At 40.0% G+C, this 25,463-nt stretch carries 23 protein-coding genes; 4 read left to right on the top strand and 19 right to left on the bottom strand.

Annotation, left to right across the window (positions count from 1 at the left end; all coding sequences use genetic code 11):
• Positions 1-141: 141 nt before the first annotated feature.
• From KGF34_RS05815 to KGF34_RS05870, 12 genes are all read right to left on the bottom strand, one after another.
• Complete coding sequence (locus KGF34_RS05815; RefSeq protein ID WP_252558353.1) at positions 142-702, bottom strand: manganese efflux pump MntP family protein; 561 nt, start codon at positions 700-702, stop codon at positions 142-144.
• A gap of 643 nt (positions 703-1,345) precedes the next feature.
• On the bottom strand, positions 1,346-1,672 hold the full coding sequence (locus tag KGF34_RS05820; protein ID WP_252558355.1) for a rhodanese-like domain-containing protein: 327 nt from the start codon (positions 1,670-1,672) through the stop codon (positions 1,346-1,348).
• A gap of 6 nt (positions 1,673-1,678) precedes the next feature.
• Complete coding sequence (purD, locus tag KGF34_RS05825) at positions 1,679-2,944, bottom strand: phosphoribosylamine--glycine ligase (RefSeq protein WP_022234220.1); 1,266 nt, start codon at positions 2,942-2,944, stop codon at positions 1,679-1,681.
• A 16-nt stretch (positions 2,945-2,960) separates the two neighbouring features.
• Positions 2,961-4,136, bottom strand: coding sequence for a phosphoribosylaminoimidazolecarboxamide formyltransferase (locus KGF34_RS05830; protein WP_022234219.1), 1,176 nt, complete (start codon positions 4,134-4,136; stop codon positions 2,961-2,963).
• Between the two features lie 25 nt (positions 4,137-4,161).
• Entirely contained in the window at positions 4,162-4,878 is a 717-nt protein-coding gene (locus tag KGF34_RS05835; RefSeq protein ID WP_252558356.1) for an IMP cyclohydrolase, read from the bottom strand.
• A 14-nt stretch (positions 4,879-4,892) separates the two neighbouring features.
• Positions 4,893-5,519 carry a phosphoribosylglycinamide formyltransferase gene (gene purN / locus KGF34_RS05840; protein WP_022234217.1) on the bottom strand — a complete coding sequence of 209 codons (627 nt, stop codon included), beginning with the start codon at positions 5,517-5,519 and terminating at the stop codon, positions 4,893-4,895.
• Positions 5,519-6,553 (bottom strand): phosphoribosylformylglycinamidine cyclo-ligase, encoded by a 1,035-nt coding sequence (gene purM / locus KGF34_RS05845; RefSeq protein WP_022234216.1) that lies wholly within the window; start codon positions 6,551-6,553, stop codon positions 5,519-5,521. The genes purN and purM overlap by 1 nt, the downstream gene beginning before the upstream one ends.
• A gap of 16 nt (positions 6,554-6,569) precedes the next feature.
• Complete coding sequence (gene purF, locus KGF34_RS05850; RefSeq protein WP_252558358.1) at positions 6,570-8,021, bottom strand: amidophosphoribosyltransferase; 1,452 nt, start codon at positions 8,019-8,021, stop codon at positions 6,570-6,572.
• The gene (gene purE / locus KGF34_RS05855; RefSeq protein WP_252558359.1) at positions 8,018-8,515 is read right to left on the bottom strand and encodes a 5-(carboxyamino)imidazole ribonucleotide mutase; all 498 of its coding nucleotides are present in this window, start codon (positions 8,513-8,515) and stop codon (positions 8,018-8,020) included. The genes purF and purE overlap by 4 nt, the downstream gene beginning before the upstream one ends.
• A gap of 333 nt (positions 8,516-8,848) precedes the next feature.
• Positions 8,849-10,243 (bottom strand): putative ABC transporter permease, encoded by a 1,395-nt coding sequence (locus KGF34_RS05860; RefSeq protein WP_252558360.1) that lies wholly within the window; start codon positions 10,241-10,243, stop codon positions 8,849-8,851.
• A gap of 85 nt (positions 10,244-10,328) precedes the next feature.
• Positions 10,329-11,234: an SPFH domain-containing protein gene (locus KGF34_RS05865; protein WP_186935246.1), complete on the bottom strand. Its 906-nt coding sequence runs from the start codon at positions 11,232-11,234 to the stop codon at positions 10,329-10,331.
• A gap of 21 nt (positions 11,235-11,255) precedes the next feature.
• Positions 11,256-11,702, bottom strand: a complete 447-nt coding sequence (locus KGF34_RS05870; RefSeq protein ID WP_252558361.1) for an NfeD family protein — start codon at positions 11,700-11,702, stop codon at positions 11,256-11,258.
• Positions 11,703-12,047: 345 nt separating this feature from the next.
• Between KGF34_RS05870 and KGF34_RS05875 the strand changes: the two genes are divergently transcribed.
• Positions 12,048-12,641 (top strand): DUF4364 family protein, encoded by a 594-nt coding sequence (locus KGF34_RS05875; protein ID WP_249377271.1) that lies wholly within the window; start codon positions 12,048-12,050, stop codon positions 12,639-12,641.
• Between the two features lie 335 nt (positions 12,642-12,976).
• On the opposite strand, the gene KGF34_RS05880 is transcribed toward KGF34_RS05875, so the two are convergent.
• The 7 genes from KGF34_RS05880 to pyrE all read right to left on the bottom strand — a co-directional run bounded on the left by KGF34_RS05880 (position 12,977) and on the right by pyrE (position 21,811).
• A complete protein-coding gene (locus tag KGF34_RS05880) occupies positions 12,977-13,258 on the bottom strand; it encodes a pro-sigmaK processing inhibitor BofA family protein (protein ID WP_252558362.1) in 282 nt (93 codons plus the stop codon).
• A gap of 518 nt (positions 13,259-13,776) precedes the next feature.
• Entirely contained in the window at positions 13,777-14,034 is a 258-nt protein-coding gene (gene secG, locus KGF34_RS05885; protein WP_022234208.1) for a preprotein translocase subunit SecG, read from the bottom strand.
• 151 nt (positions 14,035-14,185) lie between these two features.
• Complete coding sequence (locus KGF34_RS05890; protein ID WP_252558363.1) at positions 14,186-16,423, bottom strand: DNA gyrase subunit A; 2,238 nt, start codon at positions 16,421-16,423, stop codon at positions 14,186-14,188.
• A 16-nt stretch (positions 16,424-16,439) separates the two neighbouring features.
• A complete protein-coding gene (locus KGF34_RS05895; RefSeq protein WP_252558364.1) occupies positions 16,440-18,425 on the bottom strand; it encodes a toprim domain-containing protein in 1,986 nt (661 codons plus the stop codon).
• An 11-nt stretch (positions 18,426-18,436) separates the two neighbouring features.
• Positions 18,437-20,395 carry an excinuclease ABC subunit UvrB gene (gene uvrB, locus KGF34_RS05900; RefSeq protein ID WP_195410744.1) on the bottom strand — a complete coding sequence of 653 codons (1,959 nt, stop codon included), beginning with the start codon at positions 20,393-20,395 and terminating at the stop codon, positions 18,437-18,439.
• 14 nt (positions 20,396-20,409) lie between these two features.
• Positions 20,410-21,099, bottom strand: a complete 690-nt coding sequence (locus KGF34_RS05905; protein WP_186935253.1) for a RadC family protein — start codon at positions 21,097-21,099, stop codon at positions 20,410-20,412.
• 34 nt (positions 21,100-21,133) lie between these two features.
• On the bottom strand, positions 21,134-21,811 hold the full coding sequence (gene pyrE / locus KGF34_RS05910) for an orotate phosphoribosyltransferase (protein ID WP_252558366.1): 678 nt from the start codon (positions 21,809-21,811) through the stop codon (positions 21,134-21,136).
• Positions 21,812-22,201: 390 nt separating this feature from the next.
• On the opposite strand from pyrE, the gene KGF34_RS11745 reads away from it, so the two are divergent.
• The 3 genes from KGF34_RS11745 (at position 22,202) to KGF34_RS05925 (ending at position 25,458) form a co-directional block, all read left to right on the top strand.
• On the top strand, positions 22,202-22,765 hold the full coding sequence (locus tag KGF34_RS11745; RefSeq protein WP_271229682.1) for a prepilin-type N-terminal cleavage/methylation domain-containing protein: 564 nt from the start codon (positions 22,202-22,204) through the stop codon (positions 22,763-22,765).
• A 213-nt stretch (positions 22,766-22,978) separates the two neighbouring features.
• On the top strand, positions 22,979-23,455 hold the full coding sequence (locus KGF34_RS11750) for a prepilin-type N-terminal cleavage/methylation domain-containing protein (protein ID WP_271229681.1): 477 nt from the start codon (positions 22,979-22,981) through the stop codon (positions 23,453-23,455).
• A 275-nt stretch (positions 23,456-23,730) separates the two neighbouring features.
• The gene (locus KGF34_RS05925; protein WP_252558367.1) at positions 23,731-25,458 is read left to right on the top strand and encodes a hypothetical protein; all 1,728 of its coding nucleotides are present in this window, start codon (positions 23,731-23,733) and stop codon (positions 25,456-25,458) included.
• The last annotated feature ends 5 nt before the right edge of the window (positions 25,459-25,463 follow it).

The raw sequence follows: 25,463 nt of genomic DNA on the forward strand, positions 1-25,463 counted from the left end.
TTTCTGCACTCCTGTCCTTTTTAATTAGGTAACCAAGCAAAGCCTAACTTTACTTTACAGATTATTATACTATAATTTATATCAAAAGTAAAGGGCGATAACCGATTACAAACGACTTTTTTCTAAAAAAATTTTGTATTTTTATCCTAATACGCCAATGCCCTCGAGCAATATTTTTATACCGATAAGCACAAGCACAATACCGCCGAACAATTCCGCCTTTGATTTATACTTTGTACCAAATAAACTGCCTATTTTTACACCTACGGCAGAGAATATAAATGTTATCACACCAATAAACGACACGGCGGGAACAATCTGAACCTGCAAGAAAGCAAAAGTTACACCGACAGCCAAAGCGTCAATACTTGTCGCAATCGCAAGCAAAAGCATTGATTTTACATCCATTGAAGAATCGACTTTTTCGTCTTTGCCAAAAGACTCTTTTATCATATTTCCGCCGATAATCGCAAGGAGAACAAAAGCAACCCAATGGTCGTACTTTTCAATCATCTCTGCAAAAAAGCTGCCTAAAAAATAACCGATAAGCGGCATAAGTGCCTGAAATCCACCGAACCACGCACCTGCAATGCACATATGTTTAGGCTTAATTTTACCGAGCGAAAGGCCCTTACATACAGACACAGCAAAAGCATCCATTGATAAGCCCACCGCAAGGATAAAAAGATCCAATATGCTCATACCAATTCCTCCAAAAAACATTTCATATAAATTTATGCGCTTTTCATATGCAATATTAAAACGGTTCTATTATAAATGTTGGGTTAATTTTATAAATTACAGTTTAACGGAATTCTTTGTCAAGCAATTATAAAAGTTTGGTCGACCTTTTCAAAGGTCGTGGGTGTGGGCAAAGCCCACAAATACTTTCCGTTTATGCAAGCTAACGATAGCCAAACAGCTTGCTGTTTGCGCCTGATAAATTGTTATATCGGAAGATTTTATGGGCGCTGCCCAAACCCGCAATTTTTGAAAAAATTGAGTAAACTTTTTTGCTTTCGGGGAGAATAATTTAGCGTTAGCTAAATTTCAATGCCCGACCGACACTCCGCTAAACCATAATTTACCCCCGTTTCTGACAAAGAACCCCATTAAAAAGTCAAAAAGACTCGCAGACAACCTTTTGCAAATGCCAACAACTTAAATATTATAAATTAAGTTATTAAATTAAAAACATTTCCTTTGTGCTGTCTGTGAGTCTCATCATTTAAAATATTACCGGGTGAAATTCACCAGTATGTCGATAATACTATACGCAAAAATGCGTACCGATTACTCCCTCTTAACATTAAAATCAGGAATATTTATACAATAAATTGTAATTTTAAAGTCCCATAATCAAGCCGTAAGGCCAGGCAATAAGTCCGCCAATATCATAAATATCGGTATAGCCGAGCTTGCACAGCGTTTGTGCCGCCATTCTGCTGCGACTGCCTGTTCTGCAATAAACCACAAGCATAGAATCCTTACTCGGTATAACTTCTTTTGCCGATTCGACGGTAATATCATCAACAGGAAAAAGCACTGCGTCTTTCACATGTCCCGTTGCATACTCCTCTTCCTCACGCACATCAAGAATTATACAATTCGGATTTTCATCTATGAGTTTTTTTGCATCCTCAAAGTTGTTTACAGTATGAATTATACACATTAATAATCACTTAGTTTTTCCAATATCGTGGCGGAAGTGCATACCCTCAAAGCTGATTTTATCAACCGCAGCATATGCTTTTGCAAGTGCCTCATCAAGTGTAGGAGCAGTTGCAGTCACACCGAGAACTCGACCGCCGTTGGTGTAGAATTTACCGTTTTCATACTTTGTACCTGCATGATAAACAGTAGCGCCCTCTACCTGACCGTTTTCGTCCATACCGAACATTTCAATACCCTTTTTATATGCAACAGGATAGCCGCCGCTTGCCATAACTACGCAGGCAGCCGCACCGTTGTCCCATTCAATGTCGAGGTCAGCAAGTTTTTCGTCAATAACTGCCTCGCAAATATCGACAAGGTCGGTTTTAAGTCTTGGAAGAACCACCTGTGCCTCAGGGTCACCGAAACGAGCGTTATACTCAATTACCTTAGGGCCGTTCGGAGTAATCATAAGTCCGAAATAAAGACAACCCTTGAAAGGTCTGCCCTCTGCTACCATAGCGTTGATTGTAGGAATAAAGATTGTGTCCATACATTCCTTTGCAATCTCGTCTGTATAGTAAGGATTCGGGCTGATTGTACCCATACCACCTGTGTTAAGTCCCTCATCATTATCGTAAGCTCTCTTGTGGTCTTTTGAACTTACCATAGGCTTTACGCACTTGCCGTCTGTAAATGCAAGTACAGAAACCTCCGGACCTGTCAAAAATTCTTCAATAACAATTCTGTTGCCGGATTCGCCAAACTGCTTATCTTCCATAATAGACTTAACGGCATCAACAGCCTCGTCAACAGTCTGTGCAATAATAACACCCTTACCGAGTGCAAGACCGTCAGCCTTGACTACGATAGGAGCAGTATTCTCTGCCTTTAAATATTCAATAGCATTTTCTGCGTTATCAAAGGTTTCGTATTTAGCGGTAGGAATACCGTATTTTTTCATTAAATCCTTTGAAAATACCTTTGATGCCTCAATTACAGCCGCATTTGCATTAGGGCCGAAAGCTCTGATACCGGCAGCCTGAAAAGCGTCAACAAGACCTGCCGCAAGCGGATCATCCGGAGCTACAAAAGCAAGGTCAATATTCTTTTCTTTTGCGAAAGCGACAAGTGCCTCTTTATCCATAACACCGATATTTACGGTTTCGGCATCTCTTGAAATACCGCCGTTACCGGGGGCGCAGTAAAGTTTTGTGCACTTTGGGCTTTCAAGAAGTTTTTTGATAAGTGCGTGCTCTCTTCCGCCTGAACCAATCATTAAAATATTCATATCTTCACCCCGCAGATTAATGGTGGAAAAGTCTGATGCCTGTAAATGACATAGTCATTCCGTACTTATTGCAGGTATCAATTACATTGTCATCTCTGATTGAACCGCCGGGCTGTGCAACATACTGTACGCCCGAACGCTTAGCTCTTTCAATGTTGTCGCCGAATGGGAAAAATGCGTCTGAACCGAGTGAAACGCCGCTGAATGTTGCGAGCCACTCTTTCTTCTCTTCTCGTGTAAGAGGCTCCGGCTTAGTTTTAAAGAACTGCTCCCAAACGCCGTCTGCAAGTACATCCTCATAATCGTCGGAAATGTAAACATCAATAGTGTTATCTCTGTCAGGTCTGCGGATATTGTCAACAAACGGGAGGTTAAGAACCTTCGGATGCTGTCTTAAGAACCAAATGTCAGCCTTGTTGCCTGCAAGACGGGTACAGTGAATTCTTGACTGCTGACCTGCGCCGACACCGATAGCCTGACCGCCCTTTGCATAGCAAACAGAGTTTGACTGTGTATATTTGAGTGTGATAAGAGCAATAAGAAGATCACGCTTAGCCTCTTCCGTAAGCTCTTTGTTCTCTGTAACAATGTTCTGCATAAGCATAGCTTCGTCAATTTTAAGCTCGTTTCTGCCCTGCTCAAAAGTTACACCGAATACATCCTTATGCTCAATCGGAGCAGGAACATAGTTCGGGTCGATTTTTACAATGTTATATGTGCCTCTGCGCTTTGTCTTAAGCACTTCAAGAGCCTCTTCTGTATAATCCGGAGCGATAATACCGTCAGAAACTTCTCTCTGCAAAAGTTTAGCGGTCTGAACATCGCAAGTATCAGAAAGTGCAACCCAGTCACCGTATGATGACATTCTGTCTGCACCTCTTGCTGCCGCATATGCAGAGGCGATTGGTGAAAGCTCCAAATCGTCAACAAAATAAATTTTCTTTAATGTATCCGAAAGCTCGGTAGCTACCGCAGCACCCGCAGGGCTTACATGCTTGAAAGACGCAGCTGACGGCAAGCCTGTTGCCGCCTTAAGCTCACGCACAAGCTGCCATGAGTTGAATGCATCAAGAAAATTAATGTAACCCGGTTTGCCGTTGAGTACCTCAACAGGAAGTTCGCCCTCGTTCATATAAATTCTTGAAGGCTTCTGATTAGGGTTACAACCGTATTTAAGTGCAAGTTCCTTCATTGGAGTTCATCCTTTCATAATCAGATTATTTATTCTTATTAATAATTCTTGACTCTGCCGTATCTGAAGCAATGTCAATGTAACGAACAAAAAGTGATACCTTGTTGTCCTCGTCAAGTGCATTCCATACTTTTTCAGCAAAAGTATCAATGTCATCGTTGCCAATCTCTACAAGTGTAGGCTCACCCTCAAAACTTGGGAGTGGAGTGCCGTCACCCATATAAGTGTGAATATATCTGCCAAGGCCCTGTAAAGGTGTGGAATACATAAATGTATATCTCTGACAGCTGTCAGGAATACCATCTGCACTCTTAAGGATTGACATAGCATATTCCATAATGCCGCCGCTGCACTTTACAATACCCGAAATACGAGGTGTGTAGTTAGGACCGTCAGGCTCAAACTCTCTTGTACGGAGTGATTCCTCAAAAGTTTCACCCTCGTTCATAAGCTCATAAATTGTATCTGTCTGGTCACCGTTTGTAACGATTGTCTTGTTGTCAAGTTTTCTGACAGGTGAGTAAATGATAAGTGACGGGTCAATAAGCTTTGATTCGTCAAAAGCCTGTGTCTTTATGCCGTCCTCGGTTTCAACGAAAATTCTGTTTCTGCTGTTTTCGCTTCTGCCCATAATAAAGTAAGCAATTACAGCCTTTGTGCCGTCAGCACTTCTGCCTATAACAATTCCTCTGCCCGGGTAAGTAACAGAAGATATTTCTTTTTCAAGTGAAATTGGTTTCATTGTTTACCTCCGAATTATTCGGCAATTACTGTAACATTGCCGTTTACCTTTATTTTATCTTCGCAGAAAAGTGAAACAGCCTTAGGAAGAATTTTCCACTCCGCCTGTTCCATAACTCTTTTCTGTAAAATTTCGGGTGTGTCGCCGTTTTGAATTTCAACAGCTTTCTGAATGATGATAGGACCACCGTCACATACCTCATTTACAAAATGTGCTGTTGCACCTGTCACCTTTACTCCCCTTGCAAGTGCCTGCTCGTGAACCTTTAGTCCATAAAAGCCCTCGCCGCAGAAAGACGGAATAAGTGACGGATGAATATTTATAATTCTGTTTTCAAACGCTCTGATTACACCTGTACCGAGGATTGTCATAAATCCCGCAAGCACAACCAAATCCGCATTTTTTGACTTTAAAAGCTCGGTTAATGCCTTATCGTATTCGTCAAGGCTTGCATAATCCTTTCTGCGGATTATATCGGTAGCAATATTGTGATTCTTGGCTCTCTCAAGTGCATAAGCATTCGGATTTGAAGAAATAACGCAGGTGATTTTACCGCCCTTTATCTCCCCTCTTTCCGATGCGTCTATAAGAGCCTGTAAATTAGTACCGCCACCGGATACAAGAACAACAATATTTTTCATTATTCAATTACAACTCCGTCATTGCCCTCTACTACTTCACCGATGATTACAGCATCCTCACCGTTTGCCTTGAGAACCTCAAGAGCCTTATCCGCATCGTTTTTGTCAACTGCAACGAGCATACCTACACCCATATTGAATGTATTAAACATATCGTGCTCTGAAATACCGCCGACTCTCTGAATAAGGTCAAAGATTGGAAGAACAGGAACTGCGCTCTTGTTAATCTTAGCAGAAAGACCGTCATTTAACATACGGGGAATATTCTCGTAGAAACCGCCGCCTGTAATGTGAGATACAGCCTTTACTTCAACTTCTTTCATAAGAGCAAAGAGTGGTTTTACATATATTTTTGTAGGAGTGAGGAGAGTTTCGCCTAAAGTTTTGTCAAGCTCAGGGTATGTATTATTGATTGTGTTTTCGTTAATATCAAAAACTTTTCTTACAAGTGAAAAACCGTTTGAGTGAACGCCCGAAGAACGGAGTGCAACCAAAACATCGCCTGCTTTAAGTTTTGAGCCGTCAATCATCTTCGGCTTGTCTGCAAGGCCTACGCAGAAACCTGCAACATCGTATTCGTCAACAGGCATAAGACCCGGATGCTCAGCTGTTTCGCCGCCGATAAGTGCACATTCTGACATAACACAGCCGTCTGCAACGCCCTTAACGATTTCCGCAACCTTTTCAGGATAGTTCTTTCCGATTGCAATATAGTCAAGGAAGAATAACGGCTTTGCACCGCAGCAAATTACATCGTTTACGCACATTGCAACTGCATCAATACCGATAGTATCGTGCTTATCCATAAGAAAAGCAAGTTTGATTTTTGTACCTACACCGTCAGTACCGCTGACAAGTACAGGCTCTGTCATACCGCTTACATTTGGGGCAAAAAGACCGCCAAAACCGCCGATACCCGAAACAACGCCGTCAATTTTTGTGCGTGCAACATGCTGTTTCATAAGTTCAACCGACTTATAACCTGCTGTTACATCAACACCTGCTGCCTTGTAGCTCTCTGAAAAACTCTTCATCTTCAATCACTCCAGATTATTTTTTATTAATTTTCTTTGCGAATTTATCAACAAATATAGTTCTCGGAATTTCCGCAGGATACTCTCCTGTAAAGCAACCGTTGCAAAATCCGACATCTGCGCCCTCTGCAATTTGGTTAAGACCAGAAATGCTTAGATAGCCAAGAGAATCCGCACCGATTTTATTGCATATCTCTTCTTGTGAAAACCTATTTGCAATAAGCGACTCCTTGTTGTGAATATCCATACCGAAATAGCACGGACATACAAAAGGCGGAGAGCTTATAAGCATATGAACCTCTTTTGCACCTGCGTCACGCAAAAGTTTTACAATATGATTTGCGGTTTCGCCGCGCACAATAGAGTCGTCAACAATAATAATTCTCTTTCCGCTTACATTTGCCTTAAGGGCAGTAAGTCTTGTTTTGAGAAGTCTTTTCTTTTTATCTTTTCCCGTACCTACGGTTCTGCCAATGTATTTATTCTTAACAAAACCTGTACCGTACGGAATACCCGACGCCTTAGCATAGCCTTGTGCGGCAATAATTCCCGAATCAGGAACACCGCATACCATATCCGCCTCAATAGGATGCTCATTATAAAGCAGTTCACCTGCCTTAAATCTCGCATTATGAACACTCACTCCGTCAATTACACTGTCGGGACGGGCAACATAAACATATTCAAAAATACACATAGATGTATTATATGCCTTAATTCTCGACTTGTAACTGTGAAAACCCGTTTCATCAATTACAACCATTTCTCCGGGCTCAACATCACGCAAAAATTCACCGCCAAGACTGTCAATTACACAGCTCTCGGAAGTAATAATATAGCTGTTGTTAAGTTTTCCGATGCAAAGCGGACGGAAGCCGTTTTTATCACGAAAGCCGATAAGTCTTGACGGACCGCAAAGGACTGCGGAATATGCGCCCTCAAGTTTATCCATAGCAAACAAAACCGCTGTTTCAAGGTCGTCCGTGGTACAGCGTTCGGTTGCGATTACATAAGACATAATCTCAACATTTGAGTTAGACTGAAAAATTGCGCCGCCATGCTCAAGCTGTTGGCGAATTTCGGCAAAATTAGTAATCGCACCGTTGCTTGCAATAGCAAGCGAACCGGCAATATATCTCATAACAAGGGGCTGATTTGCCGCTCTGTCAAGGCTTTCGTGCGCACTGTAACGCACATGACCGACTGCAATGTTTCCGTCGCCGAGTTTATCTATAGCCTTATCGTTAAAGACCTCTGACACCATACCGAATTCTTTTACGGTAGTAAAATTTTCATTGTTATTTACAGTAATGCCTGCACTTACCTGTCCCCTGTGTTGAAGTCCGTACAAGGCCTCACGGGTAAGGGAGGCTATATTAAAGTCATCACTGCCGGCTTTGTAAACGCCGAACACGCCGCATTCATCGTTTACCTTGTCTTTGTCATATATATCAACATACTTAATCAAAGTTCTGCCACCTTAAGCTGCATAGCCTCATCCTTTTTGGCTACGCCTTCTTCCATATCTGCTTTCATTTTCTCAAGCTTTTCTGCAAGACTGTCATCAGAAAGAGCGAGCATTTCAATCGCAAGAATAGCGGCATTTGCAGCGCCGTCAACAGCAACTGTAGCTACAGGAATACCTGTCGGCATCATAACTGTTGCAAGTAAAGCATCCATACCGTCAAAAGCGGCTGATTTGCAAGGAATACCGATTACAGGCAAAGTTGTTTTTGCTGCAAGCACACCTGCAAGATGAGCAGCCATACCCGCTGCGGCAATGATTACTCCAAAGCCGTTTTTCTTTGCGCTGCCTGAAAATTCAATAGCAGCATCAGGAGTTCTGTGAGCACTCATAACATGCACTTCATATGGAACACCAAATTCCTTAAGCTTTGTGACAGCCTTTGAAACTACAGGGAAATCACTGTCAGAACCCATAATAATAGCAACCTTTTTCATCATTACACTCCTTAACTTTTAACGGCACCGTAAAAACGGTGGCAAAATTGTTTCGGCAAAGTTTCTGCAAAGGCAAAAATTCATTGCCCTAAAATCACTTTAATTACCATTATATAAAAAATCAGAATAAATTGCAATATGTGACAGGAATTATTTTGAAATTCATAAGCTAATTTACAGTTTAAACGCAGTTTTGATTAAAAATTTTATAATTGACACAGAAGTCGATGTTTTTTAAACTTTCACAACAAACAATGCGCTAAACCATAAATTAACGGGCAGCAGATATATTTACCTGCTGCCCGAGTTGAACTCTGAATTTTCAATTCACTGCTAATTTTTTTCCGGTGCTTTCATATTTGGAAACAGAAATTCCATTTTCTCATCGTCAAAATGATAATCTATATACTGTATAAAAGCGTTATCCGTTTTGGGGTGTTCTGCCCTGTCCTGCCATCTGTAAACCGCCGCACAAGACATAAATGCATTAAATACCATAAATATTATGAGTACCGCCGTCATTACACCGCCTGCTCGCTTTGGAATTTTCTCAATAAGTCTTGCCATCCACGGATAAACAAAGCGTACCCATACAAGTCCCAAAAATCCCCAGATAAGCGCATACATAAGGTTTGTTCGTCCGTTAAAATTCAGCGGAGTATCGCTGTAATCCCATGATACCGTACCAAAAACAGTTTCCTGAAACCATGAGCAAAAATACTCAAAACTTGCACCAACCACTGCGCTGATTACATAAATAAGCGTATCGTTAAGTTTATACAGCTTATAAAGCACAACAGTCAAAAAGCACGCTCCGCCGCCGTAAACGGGAATGAACGGTCCGTACACAAGTCCCACTCTCACCTGAAAATTACCGTCAATCATAAACGCCCACAAAGTTTCAAGTATCGTGCCAAAAAGCGAGCCGATCACAAACAGATAAAACAACTTTGTAAAACAAAGTCCGAACGCAAAAGGGCGTTCTTCTTTATTCTCAAAAACAGCCGTATATTCGGTCATATTTTTATCCTTGACCTCGCCCACTTTATCTGAAATCATACCGAGATAAACGCTTGTTTTAAGGTCAGGAAACGCATTTGCAAGTCTTCTTCTTAAAATATTTTCCGTAAAAAGTCTGTTACAGTTTTCGCCTATAAGTTTTATTTTTTCCTCGTCTGCATCATCTCCGAGCAATTCTTCAATATTGCTTAAATATTTTATTCTGCGTTTTAATCTTATAACCGTAATCACAGAAAAAATATAGTCAAGCAAAATTATTGCAAGCAGAGCAAACAAAATTATATAGCTGACTGTAGTCGGAATAAGCATAACAAGTGCGTCGGATACGGGCATAAATACTTTTATAAAACCAAATCCGAAAATTCCTGCCAACAAAGCATAAGGCAAAGATATATAACTGCCGATGCTAAGTTTTGACTGCGAATAATCCCATACCTTAAAGCCGAGTATTTTTTCAAACAAAAATCCCGACAATACTATTATACCTGTTGTAAGTGCGATTGACGCAACAAGCAAAAGCAGCGGATAATTCTCAAGCGGAGTCAAAACCACTCTGCAAATAACAGCCGTAAGTCCGTACATAGGAAAAAACGGAGAAGTCAGAAAGCCGTTATTTTTAAACCTTTTATATACCGCAAGGTTTCGTATAACATTACCGACCCAGCCTAAAAACGAAAATATAACAAATGTCCAAAGAATAAGAACCATTAATTCACTTCCTATAAAAAAGCACCTAAGGGTGCAGATAAAAACTGCACCCTTATGCCATATTTTGATTTAGAATTATACTGTATTACTTCTTTGCAGGCTCATCTTTCCAGATTTCCTTAATTGCGGCAACATTTCCTGCAATTGACTGGAGCTCCGACGGAATAATAATCTTTGTAGCCTTACCGTCAGCTGCTTTTGCAAACGCCTCGAGAGATTTAAGCTGAATGATTCTGTCTGTAGGAGCAGCCTCATTAAGCATACGAAGAGCGTCGGCATTAGCTCTCTGTACTGTAAGAATAGCCTCTGCCTCACCGGCAGCCTCTCTGATTTTCTGTTCCTTAACAGCGTCAGCTTTTAGAATAGCAGACTCTTTAAGACCTTCCGCAATAAGAATCTGACTGCGCTTTTCACCTTCGGCGTCAAGAATCTTAGCTCTTCTTTCACGCTCTGCCTTCATCTGCTTTTCCATTGCGTCCTGAATTTCACGAGGCGGAAGAATGTTCTTAAGCTCAACACGCTTTACTCTGATACCCCATGCGTCTGTAGCCTCATCAAGGATAATTCTGATTTTATCGTTGATAGTGTCACGGGAAGTAAGTGTGCTGTCGAGTTCGAGTTCACCGATTATGTTACGAAGTGTGGTTGCCGTAAGATTTTCAATAGCGTTAAGCGGACGCTCAACACCGTAGCTGTAAAGCTTAGGGTCTGTAATTTCAAAATAAACTACGGTATCAATCTGCATAGTAACATTATCTCTTGTGATAACAGGCTGAGGCGGGAAGTCAACTACCTGCTCTTTTAAAGATACTTTTCTTGAAACTTTGTCGATAAAAGGAATTTTTACATGCAAGCCCGTACCCCAAGTTGAGTGATAAGCACCGAGTCTTTCAACTACATAAGCGTGCGCCTGCGGTACGATTTTAACATTGCTGATTATAGCAATTAAAATGATTAATAAAATAATTGCAATTACAATTAACGGTCCCATTCTGATTTCTCCATTCAATAATTATTCTCCCTGCCAAGGTTCAACTATCATTTTTACACCCTCAATGGCAAGGATTTTGACTTTGTCATCTTTCTTTACAGGTGTAGGATTTTTCAACTTTGCGGTCCAGACTTCACCGCTCACCTTTAGCTGACCCACTGCTTCCAAAGTGTCAATATTGGTAAGCATTACACCTGTTTGCCCAATAAATCTGTCGGAATTTGTTTTTACCTCCTTATGACCTTTTTTATACTTATCCACAAGCGGTTTTGTAGCAATGAGCGTACCGCAGGTAACTACGATAAACACTATAACCTGAACAAGCACAGATGAAGTAATAAGAGAGGATACGGCAGCGCAAAGTGCACCTACGACAAACCATATTGAAACAAGCTGATTTGTTGCGGCCTCGCCCACAGCCATAACCACTGCAATACCAATCCAGACAAAAGGCATATACTCTTCCATATTCACATCTCCTTTCACAACAACATTCTACCATAAGAACAATATACAGTCAATTATTTTTTCAAATTATACTATAATTTTTAAAATATTTTTAACATTTAGGTTACTATATTATTAAAATATTTTTATTTGCGAAATTTTATGTGTGTTTATTTATAATATTTTCTCCATATCGGCAATTTTTTAAATATGAAAATTCAGCCTTAATTACTGTTAAATTAAAACATAATTAACCGCAAAAGCAATACATATCGGAATATTTTTTCGGTTATTATAAAATTTCTCTACACATTTATATTTTTATATGATATAATTAAATAAATTAAACTGAAATTAGGTGAAACTATGGCTTTTGATACATTTGACGAGGGTATTGTCCCGGGCGGAATGAGGAGCAAATACGAAATTCGTATTCTTATATGCTATCTTTTAAATTCAATTAAAGAACCCGTCAGCAAAGAAATTATTGTTGACTCAATATGTGAGGAAAGCCTTGCAAATTACTTTGAAACAAGTTCATGCTTTGACGATCTTATTGAAAAAGGAAATATAATTGAAGAAGGCTCCGACGGAGATATAAAGACATATACCGTCAGCAAAAACGGAGTTATGATTGCAAATCAGCTCGACACCATACTTGCCTACACCGTAAAAGAAAAAGCGTATGACTGCGCAATAAACCTACTTGCACAAAAGAAAAAAGAGCGTGAAAACAGCGTAGAAATCGTTAAAACCGATATGGGTTACAATGTAAACTGCAAAATTTCGGGCGGAAATCTTGATTTGCTGAGTTTTTCGATTTTTGCTCCGGATATGCCGCAGGCACAAATAATCAAAAAGAATTTTTACGAAAACCCAACAACTTTTTATAAAGTAATACTCGCCATGCTCACGCAAAACAAAGAAAGCGTAGGCGAAGCACTCGAAAGTCTTTTATGATTATAAAAGCAATTGATAAGATTAATATTAAGAAACAAAATACCGACTTGCAATTTTAATGCGAGTCGGTATTTTGTTATATCGATTATTCTATAAAAAGCACTTAAAATATAATGAAATCAAGCGGTTAAAATATTTTTATTTTGAAATATTTTTTTGCAACTCGGTAACATCTCTTACAACAATAATGCCGTCTTTGTTTAAATCAGCCATTTTTAAGCCCTTATAATCAAATGAGCCGTTTTCTTTGAAAATAAAAACATTAAGTGCAGAAAAAGCCTTGCTAATTGATTTTACAAGGCTTTTGGATAAAAATAAAACAAACAGAAATTGATTTAAAAAAATAAATTTAATCCAAGCATCAGCGTTACTCCGGGCACTCCGCCAAATGCGGCACAACACACCGACACAAGGCTTACAGGCAGGTACACACCTGTAAAAGAGCCTGTCAGATTTACCGCAATCAGCGTTAAAATTCCTATAGCCATTGAAAGCAGACTTCTTTTAAACGGATGTCTGCTTTTACTTATGTAATGAGCAAATGCAAACAGCAAAAATGCACCGAAAAACATTAATCCTATTCCCCACAAAGGCATAATTAACAGCTCCTTTAGCATAAACAATACTGTAAAACAGAGTCTTTTATATATGTAGGATAAATTGGTTTTGCTCTAAATGTTAGGCAAAATAATTTAAAAATTTAGGTCAAGCCTTTTTAAAGGCTTGCGAGTTTGGGCAGCGCCCATAAAAATCTTCCGATATAACAATTTATCAGGCGCAAACAGCCACGCTGTTTGCGTGCTAAAACTAAGTTTGTTAAAACAGGCGACAGCCTTTTATAAAAGAAATAATTAACTTTTCATTATATATCGAATGGCTTTCTTATTGCTGTCGCATTTAAGGGCTTCGCCCATTCGTTCAAGCCGCCAAACAGCAAACTGTTTGCTATCGTTAGATTGCATAAACGGAAAATATTTGTGGGCTTTGCCCACACCCACGACCTTTGAAAAGGTCGACCAAACTTTTGTAATTAATTTGCAAATCAATTTGCTAAACCATAAAAACAAAAATAGACCGCAGGACTAACCTACGGTCTATAATTATGTTTGAAATTTTGAAAATATTACAAGCTTAATCAGAAACTTTTTCCGACAAAATAAGCAAGTACATTAAGTGCAATTACGATAATTACGAAAATTGCTGCAAAAAACTTTGTAAAACGAGCAAGCTTTGCATCAATCGAGCGAGCCTTATTTTTTGAGAAATAAGAGTCAGCAGCACCGGAAACAACACCGATACCCTGCTGGTTGCCCTGCTGAAGAATAATTACGATGATAATTGCAATGGCTGCTACGATAAGCACTGAACCAAGAACAATACCCCAAACGCCCATATTATACCGTTCCTTTCTGTAATATAAATGTATAATAAGTTCCAAATACAAAAACTAACTAATTTATATTAACATAAAATTATAGATTTTGCAAGATTTTTTTGAAAAAATTTAAATTTTTTCGATATAATTCCAAAGGTGAAATATACAGTTAAATCAGCGTAAGCTGTTCGTCGGTTGAATCTTCATTTGCAGGCATAGCGCCGAGAGTAGGAAGTGTTTTCGTTCTGTATCTCTGCGGCTTTGCAAATGTTCCCTCAACATACTCCGAAATTTCAAACAGTCTGTGACCTTTTTTGAGTTTCATAACCGCCACGCCCTGTGTCGAACGGGTTGTTTTCAGATTAATTGCACCCGAATGAATAAGCAACATTCTGCCTGATGACGCTTTCAACAAAAATTCTTTATCCTCTGTAAAGAATACCATTCCCGCAAGCGGTGATTTATCGGAATAAGCGCCCGTAAGTTTTTTTCGGTTTGTCTTTGTTTGATAAGCCTCAAGCGGCACTTTTGCAAGTTTACCGTTCTCAAACGCAAACAGCAGCATTCCCTTGTAATCCTTTGTGGCTACCATATACACTGCGTTTTCGCCCTCGTCCATACCCAACTTTGCCGGTACATACTCGCCGAGAGCGCTTGCCTTTGTATCGGTGAAATCCGCTGCCTTTGCTTTGTAAACCTGACATTTATCGGTAAAGAACAGCAATTCGCCGTTATTTGAAAATTCGCAGGTCTGGGCAATCTCATCGCCGTCCTTGAGCTTATGGTTGCTGCTCATTCTAAGCGACTGCGGAGTAATCTTCTTGAAATAGCCTTCCTTTGTAAAGAAAAGATTTACGGGGTAATCAGGAACATCGTCCTTTTCCTCCGTATAACTTACGATATCTTCGTAAATTATAATACTCTTTCGTGGCTGACCGTATTTTTCGGCAATCTCTTTGAGTTCCTTTACAATTATGGTTTTAATTCTTGTCTTGCTCTTGAGAATTTCTTCAAGTTCGGCAATTTCCTTTTCAAGTGCCTCAATTTCTGCCGTACGCTTTAAAATGTATTCCCTGTTAAGATGACGAAGTTTGATTTCGGCTACATATTCAGCCTGCACCTCGTCAATGCCAAAGCCGATCATAAGGTTTGGTACAACCTCTGCCTCTTCGTCTGTTTCTCTTACAATTTTAACCGCTTTGTCAATATCAAGCAAAATTGCCGAAAGACCTTTTAAAAGGTGGAGCTTTTCGGCTTTTTTGTTTCTGTCAAAATATGTTCTTCGTCTTACACATTCAATTCTGAATGCAATCCATTCTTCAAGCAAATCCTTAACACCGAGCACCCTCGGCACTCCGCCGATAAGTACATTAAAGTTGCAGGAGAATGAATCTTCAAGCGTTGTAAAACGGTAAAGTTTTGCCATAAGTCGGTCGGGATCAACACCGCGCTTAAGGTCAATTGTTATCTTAAGACCGTCAATACCCGTTTCATCTCGAACATCGGCAATATCCTTTATTTTTCCTGCTTTTACAAGGTCAATAATCTTTTCAATAATAACTTCGCAAGTGGTTGTGCTCGGAATTGAAAGTACATCAATACAGTTTGCCGATTTATCGTACCGGTACCTTGCCCTTAGTTTTATTCCGCCCTTGCCTGTTTCATAAACCTGGCGCAATGCACTTTCGTCATATATAATCTGACAGCCGCCGATAAAATCGGGCGCAGGCAATGTCTGCATAACATCGTGGTTCGGGTCACGAATAAGCGCCGCCGTGGTTTCGCAAATTTCTTTTAAATTGAAAGAACAGATATTTGACGCCATACCTACCGCAATACCTGTGTTTGTATTTACAAGTACAGACGGAAAAGCAACCGGCAAAAGTGACGGCTCTTTCATTGTATTATCGTAGTTATCAACAAAGTCTACGGTATCTTTATCTATATCACGAAAAAGCTCGTTACAGATTTTGTCAAGTTTTGCCTCTGTATATCTTGATGCCGCCCATGCCATATCACGGCTGTAGAATTTACCGAAGTTACCCTTTGAATCCACATAAGGATGTAAAAGCGCTTCGTAGCCTCTCGAAAGTCGCACCATAGTGTCATAAATTGCCGAATCGCCGTGCGGATTAAGTTTCATAGTTGCACCGACAATATTAGCGGATTTTGTTCTTGCACCGTTTAAAAGTCCCATTTTATACATTGTATAGAGCAGCTTTCTGTGCGACGGTTTAAATCCGTCAATCTCCGGAATAGCACGGGAAAGAATAACGCTCATTGCGTAAGGCATATAGTTTTCTCTGATTGTAGAGTCAATGTTCTGTTCTACAACTTCACCCGCACCGTTGATAACACCGTGTGTTTTTCCCGTTGCGGCAGGCTGTGTTCTTCTTCTTTTTGCCATAAATTCGCACCTCCCGTCAGCTTACATCAAGATTGTCAATGTACTCGTTACCATGAGCCACAATGTAATCTTTTCTGCCCTGAAGATTGTCACCGAGCAGAATATCAAAAATTTCCGCTGTTTTTTCAGCGTCTGTCGGCATAACCTTAATAAGTCTGCGTGTAGCAGGGTTCATAGTTGTAAGGTTCATCATATCAGGCTCGTTTTCACCAAGACCTTTTGAACGCTGAATCGTGAACTTCTCTTTGCCGATTTCCGCAATAAACTTATCTTTTTCCGCCTCGTCATACGCAAAATACACATCATTTTTAGCTGTAATCTCATAAAGCGGTGATTCCGCAATAAAGACTTTTCCCTCGTTTATTAGCGTAGGAGTAAGTCTGTACAGCATTGTCAAAAGCAATGTTCTGATCTGAAATCCGTCAACATCGGCATCGGTACAGAGAATAACTTTATTCCAACGCAGTGCGTTAAGGTCAAATTCGCTCAAGTTTTTATTGGCCTTTGACTTTACCTCAACACCGCAACCGAGCACTCTAAGCAAATCCGTAATTATTTCGCTCTTAAAAATTTTGTCATAATCAGCCTTAAGACAGTTAAGTATTTTACCTCTGATTGGCATAATCGCCTGAAAATCAGGGTTTCTTGCCTGCTTACAAGCACCGAGAGCAGAGTCACCCTCTACTATAAAAAGCTCTCTTTCCTCGGCATTTTTGCTGCGGCAGTCAACAAACTTAGCTACACGGTTTGTCATATCAAGACTGCCCGAAAGCTTCTTCTTTATGTTAAGTCTTGTTTTTTCGGCATTCTCTCTGCTGCGCTTGTTTACAAGCACCTGCTGTGCGATTTTGTCTGCCTCAAGCGGATTTTCGATAAAATAAACTTCAAGGCTCTGCTTTAAGAAAGCAGTCATTGCGTCCTGAATACCCTTGTTGGTAACTGACTTTTTAGTCTGGTTTTCATACGAAGATACGCTCGAAAACGAAGAAATTACACACACAAGGCAGTCTTCAATATCATCAAATTTTATCTTGCTTTCCGATTTATTGTATTTATTATTTGTCTTTAAGTAATTGTCTATCTGATAAAGAAAAGCAGTTCTCACCGCTTTATCAGGAGCACCGCCGTGCTCAAGCCAGCTTGAGTTGTGGTAATACTCGGTAAGTCTTGTCTGATTTGAAAAAGCAACCGCCACATCAATCTTACACTTATACTCAGGCTTATCGTCACGATCCCTTGTTTTTACCTCCGTTGTCCAATGCTGAACCGAAGTAAAACCGTTTTCACCGATGACCTCCGCAACATGATCCTCAATACCGTTTACATAGCAATAAGTTGTGGTGTCAAAGCTCTTACCGTTCTGATTTCTGAACACAAATTCAACGCCCGCATTGACAATAGCCTGTCTTTTCATTATGTCAAGGAAATATTCAGGCTGAATGTCTATATCGGTAAATACCTCAAGGTCAGGTTTCCAACGGATTTTTGTACCTGTATCCTTTTTATTGTACGGCTCTTTTTTTAAGCCGCCGACATTCTCGCCCTTTTCAAAATGCAGGGTATAGCGGGTACCGCCACGGCGAATATCAACATCCATATATTCGGAGCTGTACTGTGTTGAGCAAAGTCCGAGACCGTTCATACCGAGCGAAAACTCATAACTTTCTCCCTCGTTGTTGTTATATTTACCGCCTGCATACATTTCGCAGAATACAAGTTTCCAGTTAAACTCATTTTCTTTTTCGTTAAAGTCAACGGGAATACCTCTGCCGTGGTCTTCTACCTCGATAGAACCGTCGGAAAACCTTGTTACGGTAATTTTTTTGCCGTAGCCCTCTCTTGCCTCGTCAATAGAGTTAGAAAGAATTTCAAAAACTGAATGTTGACAGCCGTCAATACCGTCAGAGCCAAAAATAACCGCAGGTCTTTTTCGTACTCTGTCTGCGCCTTTAAGTGCAGAAATACTTGAATCACCGTATTCAACTGCTTTGGTTTTAGCCATTTAATCAATCCTCATTTATCGCCACGGAGCTTTTTGATTTTGTCACGCAGATATGCGGCGTGTTCAAATTCAAGCAGCTTTGCGGCAGCTTTCATTTCCTTAGTAAGGCTCTCAATGAGCTGTTGCTTTTGAGCCTTGTTCAGCTTTTTAGCCGATTTAAATTCATCATCTGTATGTGTAGAAATTTCAAGAATTTCACTGACTTTTTTAACAATAGTGGTTGGCGTAATGCCGTGTTCCTTGTTGTATGCCTGCTGAATTTTTCTTCTGCGTTCGGTTTCGGTAATCGCCTTGCGCATAGAATCGGTTACACTGTCGGCATACATTATTACAGTGCCCTCGCTGTTTCGTGCGGCACGGCCGCAAATCTGGATAAGTGAACGCTCACTGCGCAAAAACCCCTCTTTGTCGGCGTCAAGCACGGCAACCAGCGATACTTCCGGAATATCAAGACCTTCTCGCAAAAGGTTGATTCCGACAAGCACATCAAATTCGCCGAGGCGCAAATCTCTGACAATTTCCATACGCTCTACGGTGTCTATATCGTGGTGCATATAGCGCACCTTGATACCCATTGTTTCAAGGTATGCTGTCAAATCCTCCGCCATTTTCTTGGTAAGAGTGGTAATAAGCACTCTCTGCTTTTTGCTCACCCTTATATTAATTTCAGAAACCAAATCATCAAGCTGTCCCTCGGTAGGTCTTACCGAAATTTCAGGGTCAAGAAGTCCTGTAGGTCTGATAATCTGCTCTGCTATTGTCTGTGATTTTTCAAGTTCAAGGTCGCCCGGAGTTGCACTTACAAACACAACCTGATTTATTCTGTCGTAAAATTCGTCAAAATTAAGCGGTCTGTTGTCAAATGCAGACGGCAGGCGGAAACCGTAATCAATAAGATTTTTCTTTCGTGCATGGTCGCCTGCGTACATTCCTCTTACCTGCGGCAAAGTGACATGCGACTCATCAACAAACAACAGAAAATCCTTGGGAAAATAGTCAAGCAAAGTAAACGGCGAAGAACCGGGTTTTCTGCCCGACAAAATTCTCGAATAGTTCTCAATGCCCGTACAAAATCCGATTTCCTGCAGCATCTCCATATCATAGCGTGTGCGCTGTTCAATTCTCTGTGCCTCAAGCAATTTTCCGTTCTCACGAAAATACGCAAGTCTTTCTTCAAGTTCACGGTCAATTTCTTTGAGTGCGGTTGCCATTTTATCCTTAGAAACAATGTAGTGTGACGCTGGATAAATTGCCGCATGACGCAAAACCGCCTTTAGTTCTCCCGTAAGTGGGTTAATCTCGGATATACGGTCAATTTCATCGCCAAAAAATTCTACTCTTATTATAGAATCGTTAGATGCGGCAGGAAAAATTTCGACCACATCTCCCCTTACTCTGAACTTATTTCTTATAAAATTAACATCGTTGCGCTCATATTGCAGTTCAACGAGTTTTTTCACAAGGTCATCTCGGCTTTTTTCCATACCGGGGCGTAAAGATATTACCATATTTCGGTAATCAATAGGGTCGCCCAAGCTGTAAATACAGGAAACCGAAGCAACTATAATTACATCTCGTCTTTCAGAAAGCGCAAGAGTAGCGCTGTGCCTGAGTTTGTCTATTTCATCATTTACAGCGCTGTCCTTTTCTATATAAGTATCCGTGTTGGCAATGTATGCCTCCGGCTGATAGTAATCGTAATAAGACACAAAGTATTCTACCGCATTGTCGGGAAAAAACTCCTTAAACTCGCTGCAAAGCTGTGCCGCAAGAGTTTTGTTGTGCGCAAGCACCAGGGTAGGTCTTTGCGTTCTTTCTATTATATTAGCCATAGTAAATGTTTTACCCGAACCCGTTACGCCGAGCAAAGTCTGCTCTCTGTTGCCCGACTCAATGCTGTTTACAAGCTCATCAATCGCAGCAGGTTGGTCACCCGTAGGCTTATATTTAGATTTCAGTTTAAATTCCATAAAATCAAACCTTATTACAATAAAAAAATACTTCCCGACATTTCACTTTCACGCAGGGAAACATAGTCAAACTCCGTCACAATATAATGGTCAACAAGGCTTACTCCTATGCTGTCAAGAGTTCGTCTTATGATTTTTGTAGAAGTCAGATCGCTTTGCGAGGGCAATGCCGAGCCGCTCGGATGATTGTGTCCTAAAAAAGCGGTCTTTGCGTTGTGCCTTAGCGCAAGGTCAACGATTTTCCTAAGCGGAACATCCGACGAACTTAGCGAACCTTTGGCAATAATGTCAAAGAAAATCATTCTGCCCTTTGCATCTCCGAGCATAAGCGCAACTGCCTCGTTTGTTCTGCCTATAAACTTATTTATAAACATTTCGCCGAGATGTTCAAGCTCGATGACATTATGATTTTCCGTTTTTGACTCTTTATACACTCTCGAAAACTCGGGCAGCATTTTCAGAAAAACCGCACAAGACTGCGAAAGTGAAAATTCACGCATAAGCTCGTCAACAGGTGCGTCGCACACACCCGCAACGGTTAAATACCTGTCGAGCAAACGGTGTGCAAGCGCATTTGTATCTTTTCTGGGAATGGCATAGAAAAGGCACATTTCAAGCACCTCGTGCGGCTCAAAGCCGTCAAATCCGTTTTCAAGAAACTTTTTGCGAACACGGTCACGGTGTCCTGTATGCTCATTTGCCACGCCATCCACCTCCGATTAAATTTCTGTTAAGTAATTATTCTTTTACACCGTACTGCTCATAGTATGCGTCAATTGCAGCCTTGAGCTTGTCGTCAATAATAACTTTGCCCTTGTATTCCTTATTGTAAAGGTGCTCAACAACCTCTGCCATGGTAACGATTGCGGTTGTTTTCAAGCCGTATTTCTCTTCAATTTCAGAAAGCGCACTCTTTGTGCCCTTGCCTCTCTCCATTCTGTCAACGGATACAACAAGACCGATAGGGTCAGCATTGCCCTGCGCCTTGATAATCGGGAGAGTTTCCTCGATAGAAGTACCGGCTGTAGTAACATCTTCGATAATAACTACCTTGTCGCCGTCATTTATAGGGCTGCCGAGTAAAATACCCTTATCGCCGTGGTCTTTAACCTCTTTACGGTTTGAGCAGTAGCGAATATCTGTATCGTACTTTTCGCTGATTGCAACAGCAGCCGCAACAGAAAGCGGAATACCCTTGTATGCAGGTCCGAAGAGAACATCAAAATCAAGACCGAATTTCTCTTTGATAGCCTCTGCATAGTAGCCGCCGAGCTTTCTAAGCTGTGCGCCTGTTCTGTAAAAACCTGTGTTTACAAAGAAAGGTGTCTTCCTGCCGCTTTTTGTTACGAAATCGCCAAATTTAAGCACCTGGCAATCAACCATAAATTCAATAAATTCCTTTTTATAAGCGTCCATAGTAAAATCCTCCGATAAAAATACATAATTTAACATTTAACATCATACCACATATGTTCGGTTTTGTAAATGATAAAACGAAAATTTAACCGTTATTTAACCGTTAAAAAAATCCCTATATAAATAGTATAGAGAATTTTTACGAAAATCCGTGTTTAATATATAATTAAATTAAACTGTCTTTTAAGCAATATATCAACAAAATTATTAAAAAAGTTTTACAATCGGTACTGTTTTTTAATAAATCAAGGGTATTATTATTTTCAACAAATTAATAAAAAAAACGGCATAAAAACTATAAAAATGCACTTGCATTATTTTTACTTTCGGTGTACAATATTTGCTGTAATAATATTTTGCAAAATATTATATTTTAAATGAGGGAGAAAAATGAAAGAAAAAAGAACACCAAATTCACGCATAAGCGTGCGATTTAAATCGTTAGGTCTTGCAAAAAAAATCAAAAGCAAAAAAGGCTTTACATTGGTAGAACTCGTAGTGGTAATTGCCATAATAGCTATTCTCGCAGCTATAGCTATACCAATAGTTGCATCTACTACTAAGTCATCTATAGTAAGCAGGGCAAAAACCAACGCAAACACCATAGAATATGCCTTTAAAGAAGCCGATGCGGCTGTTGCGGGTGAAGATAACACAAAATATATCCATGCAAGCACAAATACTATACAAATTTCTGAAGTTATAGCCGCTAATAAACTTGAGCATATTATTCAGCCCGAACTTCTTTTTGGCACACCGTATTATCCTGTTATCTGTAAAAGCAAGGTGTATTTTGCAGTTGATTCAAATAATGACGGCAAATTTGATGCAAACGACAAAACCATTGACGGTACAAAATTACCCGATGAGGCTATTGCTCTTTACGACCAAGCAAACGGGTGTATAAAAGACGGAAATATTACAACGCTAAATCTTTCAAACAGAAAAAATTAACGGCACTTTTAACAATTTAACGCAGTAAAGTTTGTGCAATGTTATAAAAATGCGTTTTTTAACTTTTTTTGGTAAAAATATATTGCAAGACTTGCAAAAATGTTATATAATAAACTTGTTTAAAGGAAACGGTAACGCAAAATCCTATCAGCAACCGTCGTTGCGGTTTCCACAAAACGGCTCACAAATTATTATTAAAGAGAGGTAAAAACAATGAACGAAATTCAGGCAGTAAAAACTGCAAAAATCGAAGAAGTTAAGAAGAACAGCAAAAAAGGCTTTACACTCGTAGAGCTCGTAGTAGTTATTGCTATTCTCGCAATTCTCGCAGCAATCGCTATTCCGGTTGTATCTTCAACAATCGCATCATCACAGAGAAGCACTGCACTTTCAGACGCACAGACACTTGAGCTTGCTCTTAAAGAGGCTCACGCTCAGATCGTTGCTAAAGATACATCTGTTTATACTGATGCTGCAACAGTAGCTGATGTAATTTCTGAAAAGTCACTTCAGAGCATTCATGTTGGTGATACTCGTACAATCGGTGGTGATACATATACACTTTCATGGTGTGCAGCTGATGATAAGTGCTATTGGATGAATGGTACTACTAACCTTGATTCTTCAATCACTCCTGGTGGTACAACAGCTGCTATTGCAACTGGAGATGTAGTTTCAACATTATTCTAATTTTTTAATTAATGTAATCTCGGTTTTGCTGATGACCGACAACATACAAGCAAAAGGCTCGCCGAGTGCGAGCCTTTTGAAATATATATAGGCTTTTCGGTGTATTAAACTTAATTTTTGTGTATTGTTAATAACTTTTAGGGGATATGCCCTGTTTGATTATAAAATTATTTTAATTTATTCTTTAAAGTAATTTTATAATCAAATCGGTTTAAAAATTTTTAACGGTTTTGATAAGCTTAAACAAGCATAAAATTTCAGGTGGTGTATTAAATATGAATTATGTACTGGTGCAGATTGCCAAAAGATACCTTTGCATAACAGCCTGCGAAACTGTAGGCGAGGCAGCTGCTAACGGCACTGCAAATAAAGGTAACAGTAAGAAACAGGCTGACCCTAACGAAAAGAAAGCCTACTCTTTCTCCTCCCCTCTTATTATTCCTGTAGACAAGGCTGTATTAAAAGACAAAAGCTCCGTATGGGAAGACCCTGCTTTACTCGCCCGCCTTGTAAAAGACGGACTAAGCACAATGAACCACAGTGAGGTTCGTGATGTTATTCTTATGGTAGAAAGCTACGACCTTACCTGTCAGGAGTATCAGCATATCAGAGGTGCCAAAAGAATAATTGAAGGACTTGCAATTGACAGAATCAGAGATTTTGTCGGCGAGGCGGTTTCCGACTTCTCGGTAATCTACAAGGATTACTCTACATACAAAACAAAAGAAGTCAGCGAAGAAATCACATCTAAGGCTTTTGCAATGCCGAAAGCACTTGCGGATGACCTTGTTACAGGATTTAAGTCTTTCTCTCTTAATCTTATCAAGATTATTCCGTCAGAGGCGGCAATGATTTATGCTGCTCAAAAAACAATCTACAGCTTTAACAAAACCGTAGCTCTCATCAGTATGGACTATTCGGCAGTCAGAGTTTTTATCGCCAAAAACGGTGCGCCTCTCTACTGTCACGAATTTACATCCCCTGTAGATGAAATTTTACAGGTAATTGAAGAAGACAGAGATTTAAGCACGGCTGCCGCTATTGATTACCTGCGTACCGCCGGATACGGATTTAAAAATGAATGCAGAAATGCGTCTTCAAAAAGAAAGATTGACGATATTGCAGAAAACCTTATAGATGATATCGTCCGCAATGTTCGCCTTGTTACAATGTCGCTCAACATCAGCATTGACCAGTTGTTCTTAAGTGACTTCTTGGCTTACATTCCCCACATCCGCAACTATTTTGTAGGTTTTGGACTTGCAGGCGAGGTTATGCTTGTATCTGATACATTCAATACAGGCTCGGTAATTCCGGAACCATCGCTTAAGGCAAGAGATGACTTCTACAAAAACGGTTCATACTTCCTTATGAACGAACTTATGAACTGCGGTACAGTATTTGAGAACAACCTTATTTACGGACTAAAGGCTCAACAGGCTAAAACACTTGATGACAGTGCAAAGGCTGCAAAAGCAGGCTGTGTCGGTCTTGGCATACTCTGTGCTGTGGGACTTGCTTTCTTTGGTTTCTACTTTGGCAGAAGCGTTGTAGATGATATGATTTATAACAATACAAAGTACGACTATGCAAAAACTCTTATTCAACAGAGAGATGACATTACCCAGTCTTTGGCAAATCAGTCACAGGATGCCGAGCTTTTACCGAGAACACAGCTTTATTGTGAAGATGTAATTAATGAGCTTGATGACCAGGTTGTAGATAAAATGGATACTTTTAAAAGTTACAACATAACTCACGCAAACGACAGCAACGAAACCTACAGCATTCCGGTAAACGGACTTATTAAAGACTTCCCTACCTTTATTGATTTACAGAACAACATTAAAGACAACGGTTTCTTCTCTATGAGCGAAAACTTCTCGGTTTCTACAGATACAGAAACCGGTCAGTACAATCTTACAGCTCAGCTTACAACAGACATAACTCAGTCACAATCAAGTAAAACTGCAAGTGATACTGAAAACAACAGCGAAAACTAAGGGAG

This window comes from Ruminococcus sp. FMBCY1 (assembly GCF_023921805.1).
Classification (GTDB): Bacteria; Bacillota; Clostridia; order Oscillospirales; family Acutalibacteraceae; genus Ruminococcoides; species Ruminococcoides intestinale_A.

Coding starts and splice junctions, on each gene's coding strand:
- KGF34_RS05890 (WP_252558363.1), bottom strand. CDS start 16,423: ATGGCAAAAAGAAGAAGAACACAGCCTGCCGCAACGGGAAAAACACAC.
- KGF34_RS05895 (WP_252558364.1), bottom strand. CDS start 18,425: ATGGCTAAAACCAAAGCAGTTGAATACGGTGATTCAAGTATTTCTGCA.
- KGF34_RS05835 (WP_252558356.1), bottom strand. CDS start 4,878: ATGAAACCAATTTCACTTGAAAAAGAAATATCTTCTGTTACTTACCCG.
- KGF34_RS05870 (WP_252558361.1), bottom strand. CDS start 11,702: ATGGAAGAGTATATGCCTTTTGTCTGGATTGGTATTGCAGTGGTTATG.
- purM (WP_022234216.1), bottom strand. CDS start 6,553: ATGAAGAGTTTTTCAGAGAGCTACAAGGCAGCAGGTGTTGATGTAACA.
- KGF34_RS05880 (WP_252558362.1), bottom strand. CDS start 13,258: ATGCTAAAGGAGCTGTTAATTATGCCTTTGTGGGGAATAGGATTAATG.
- KGF34_RS05865 (WP_186935246.1), bottom strand. CDS start 11,234: ATGGGACCGTTAATTGTAATTGCAATTATTTTATTAATCATTTTAATT.
- KGF34_RS05875 (WP_249377271.1), top strand. CDS start 12,048: ATGGCTTTTGATACATTTGACGAGGGTATTGTCCCGGGCGGAATGAGG.
- uvrB (WP_195410744.1), bottom strand. CDS start 20,395: ATGGAATTTAAACTGAAATCTAAATATAAGCCTACGGGTGACCAACCT.
- KGF34_RS11745 (WP_271229682.1), top strand. CDS start 22,202: ATGAAAGAAAAAAGAACACCAAATTCACGCATAAGCGTGCGATTTAAA.
- KGF34_RS05925 (WP_252558367.1), top strand. CDS start 23,731: ATGAATTATGTACTGGTGCAGATTGCCAAAAGATACCTTTGCATAACA.
- purE (WP_252558359.1), bottom strand. CDS start 8,515: ATGAAAAAGGTTGCTATTATTATGGGTTCTGACAGTGATTTCCCTGTA.
- secG (WP_022234208.1), bottom strand. CDS start 14,034: ATGGGCGTTTGGGGTATTGTTCTTGGTTCAGTGCTTATCGTAGCAGCC.
- KGF34_RS05815 (WP_252558353.1), bottom strand. CDS start 702: ATGAGCATATTGGATCTTTTTATCCTTGCGGTGGGCTTATCAATGGAT.
- KGF34_RS05830 (WP_022234219.1), bottom strand. CDS start 4,136: ATGAAGGAACTTGCACTTAAATACGGTTGTAACCCTAATCAGAAGCCT.
- purD (WP_022234220.1), bottom strand. CDS start 2,944: ATGAATATTTTAATGATTGGTTCAGGCGGAAGAGAGCACGCACTTATC.
- KGF34_RS05820 (WP_252558355.1), bottom strand. CDS start 1,672: ATGTGTATAATTCATACTGTAAACAACTTTGAGGATGCAAAAAAACTC.
- purN (WP_022234217.1), bottom strand. CDS start 5,519: ATGAAAAATATTGTTGTTCTTGTATCCGGTGGCGGTACTAATTTACAG.
- KGF34_RS05860 (WP_252558360.1), bottom strand. CDS start 10,243: ATGGTTCTTATTCTTTGGACATTTGTTATATTTTCGTTTTTAGGCTGG.
- KGF34_RS11750 (WP_271229681.1), top strand. CDS start 22,979: ATGAACGAAATTCAGGCAGTAAAAACTGCAAAAATCGAAGAAGTTAAG.
- pyrE (WP_252558366.1), bottom strand. CDS start 21,811: ATGGACGCTTATAAAAAGGAATTTATTGAATTTATGGTTGATTGCCAG.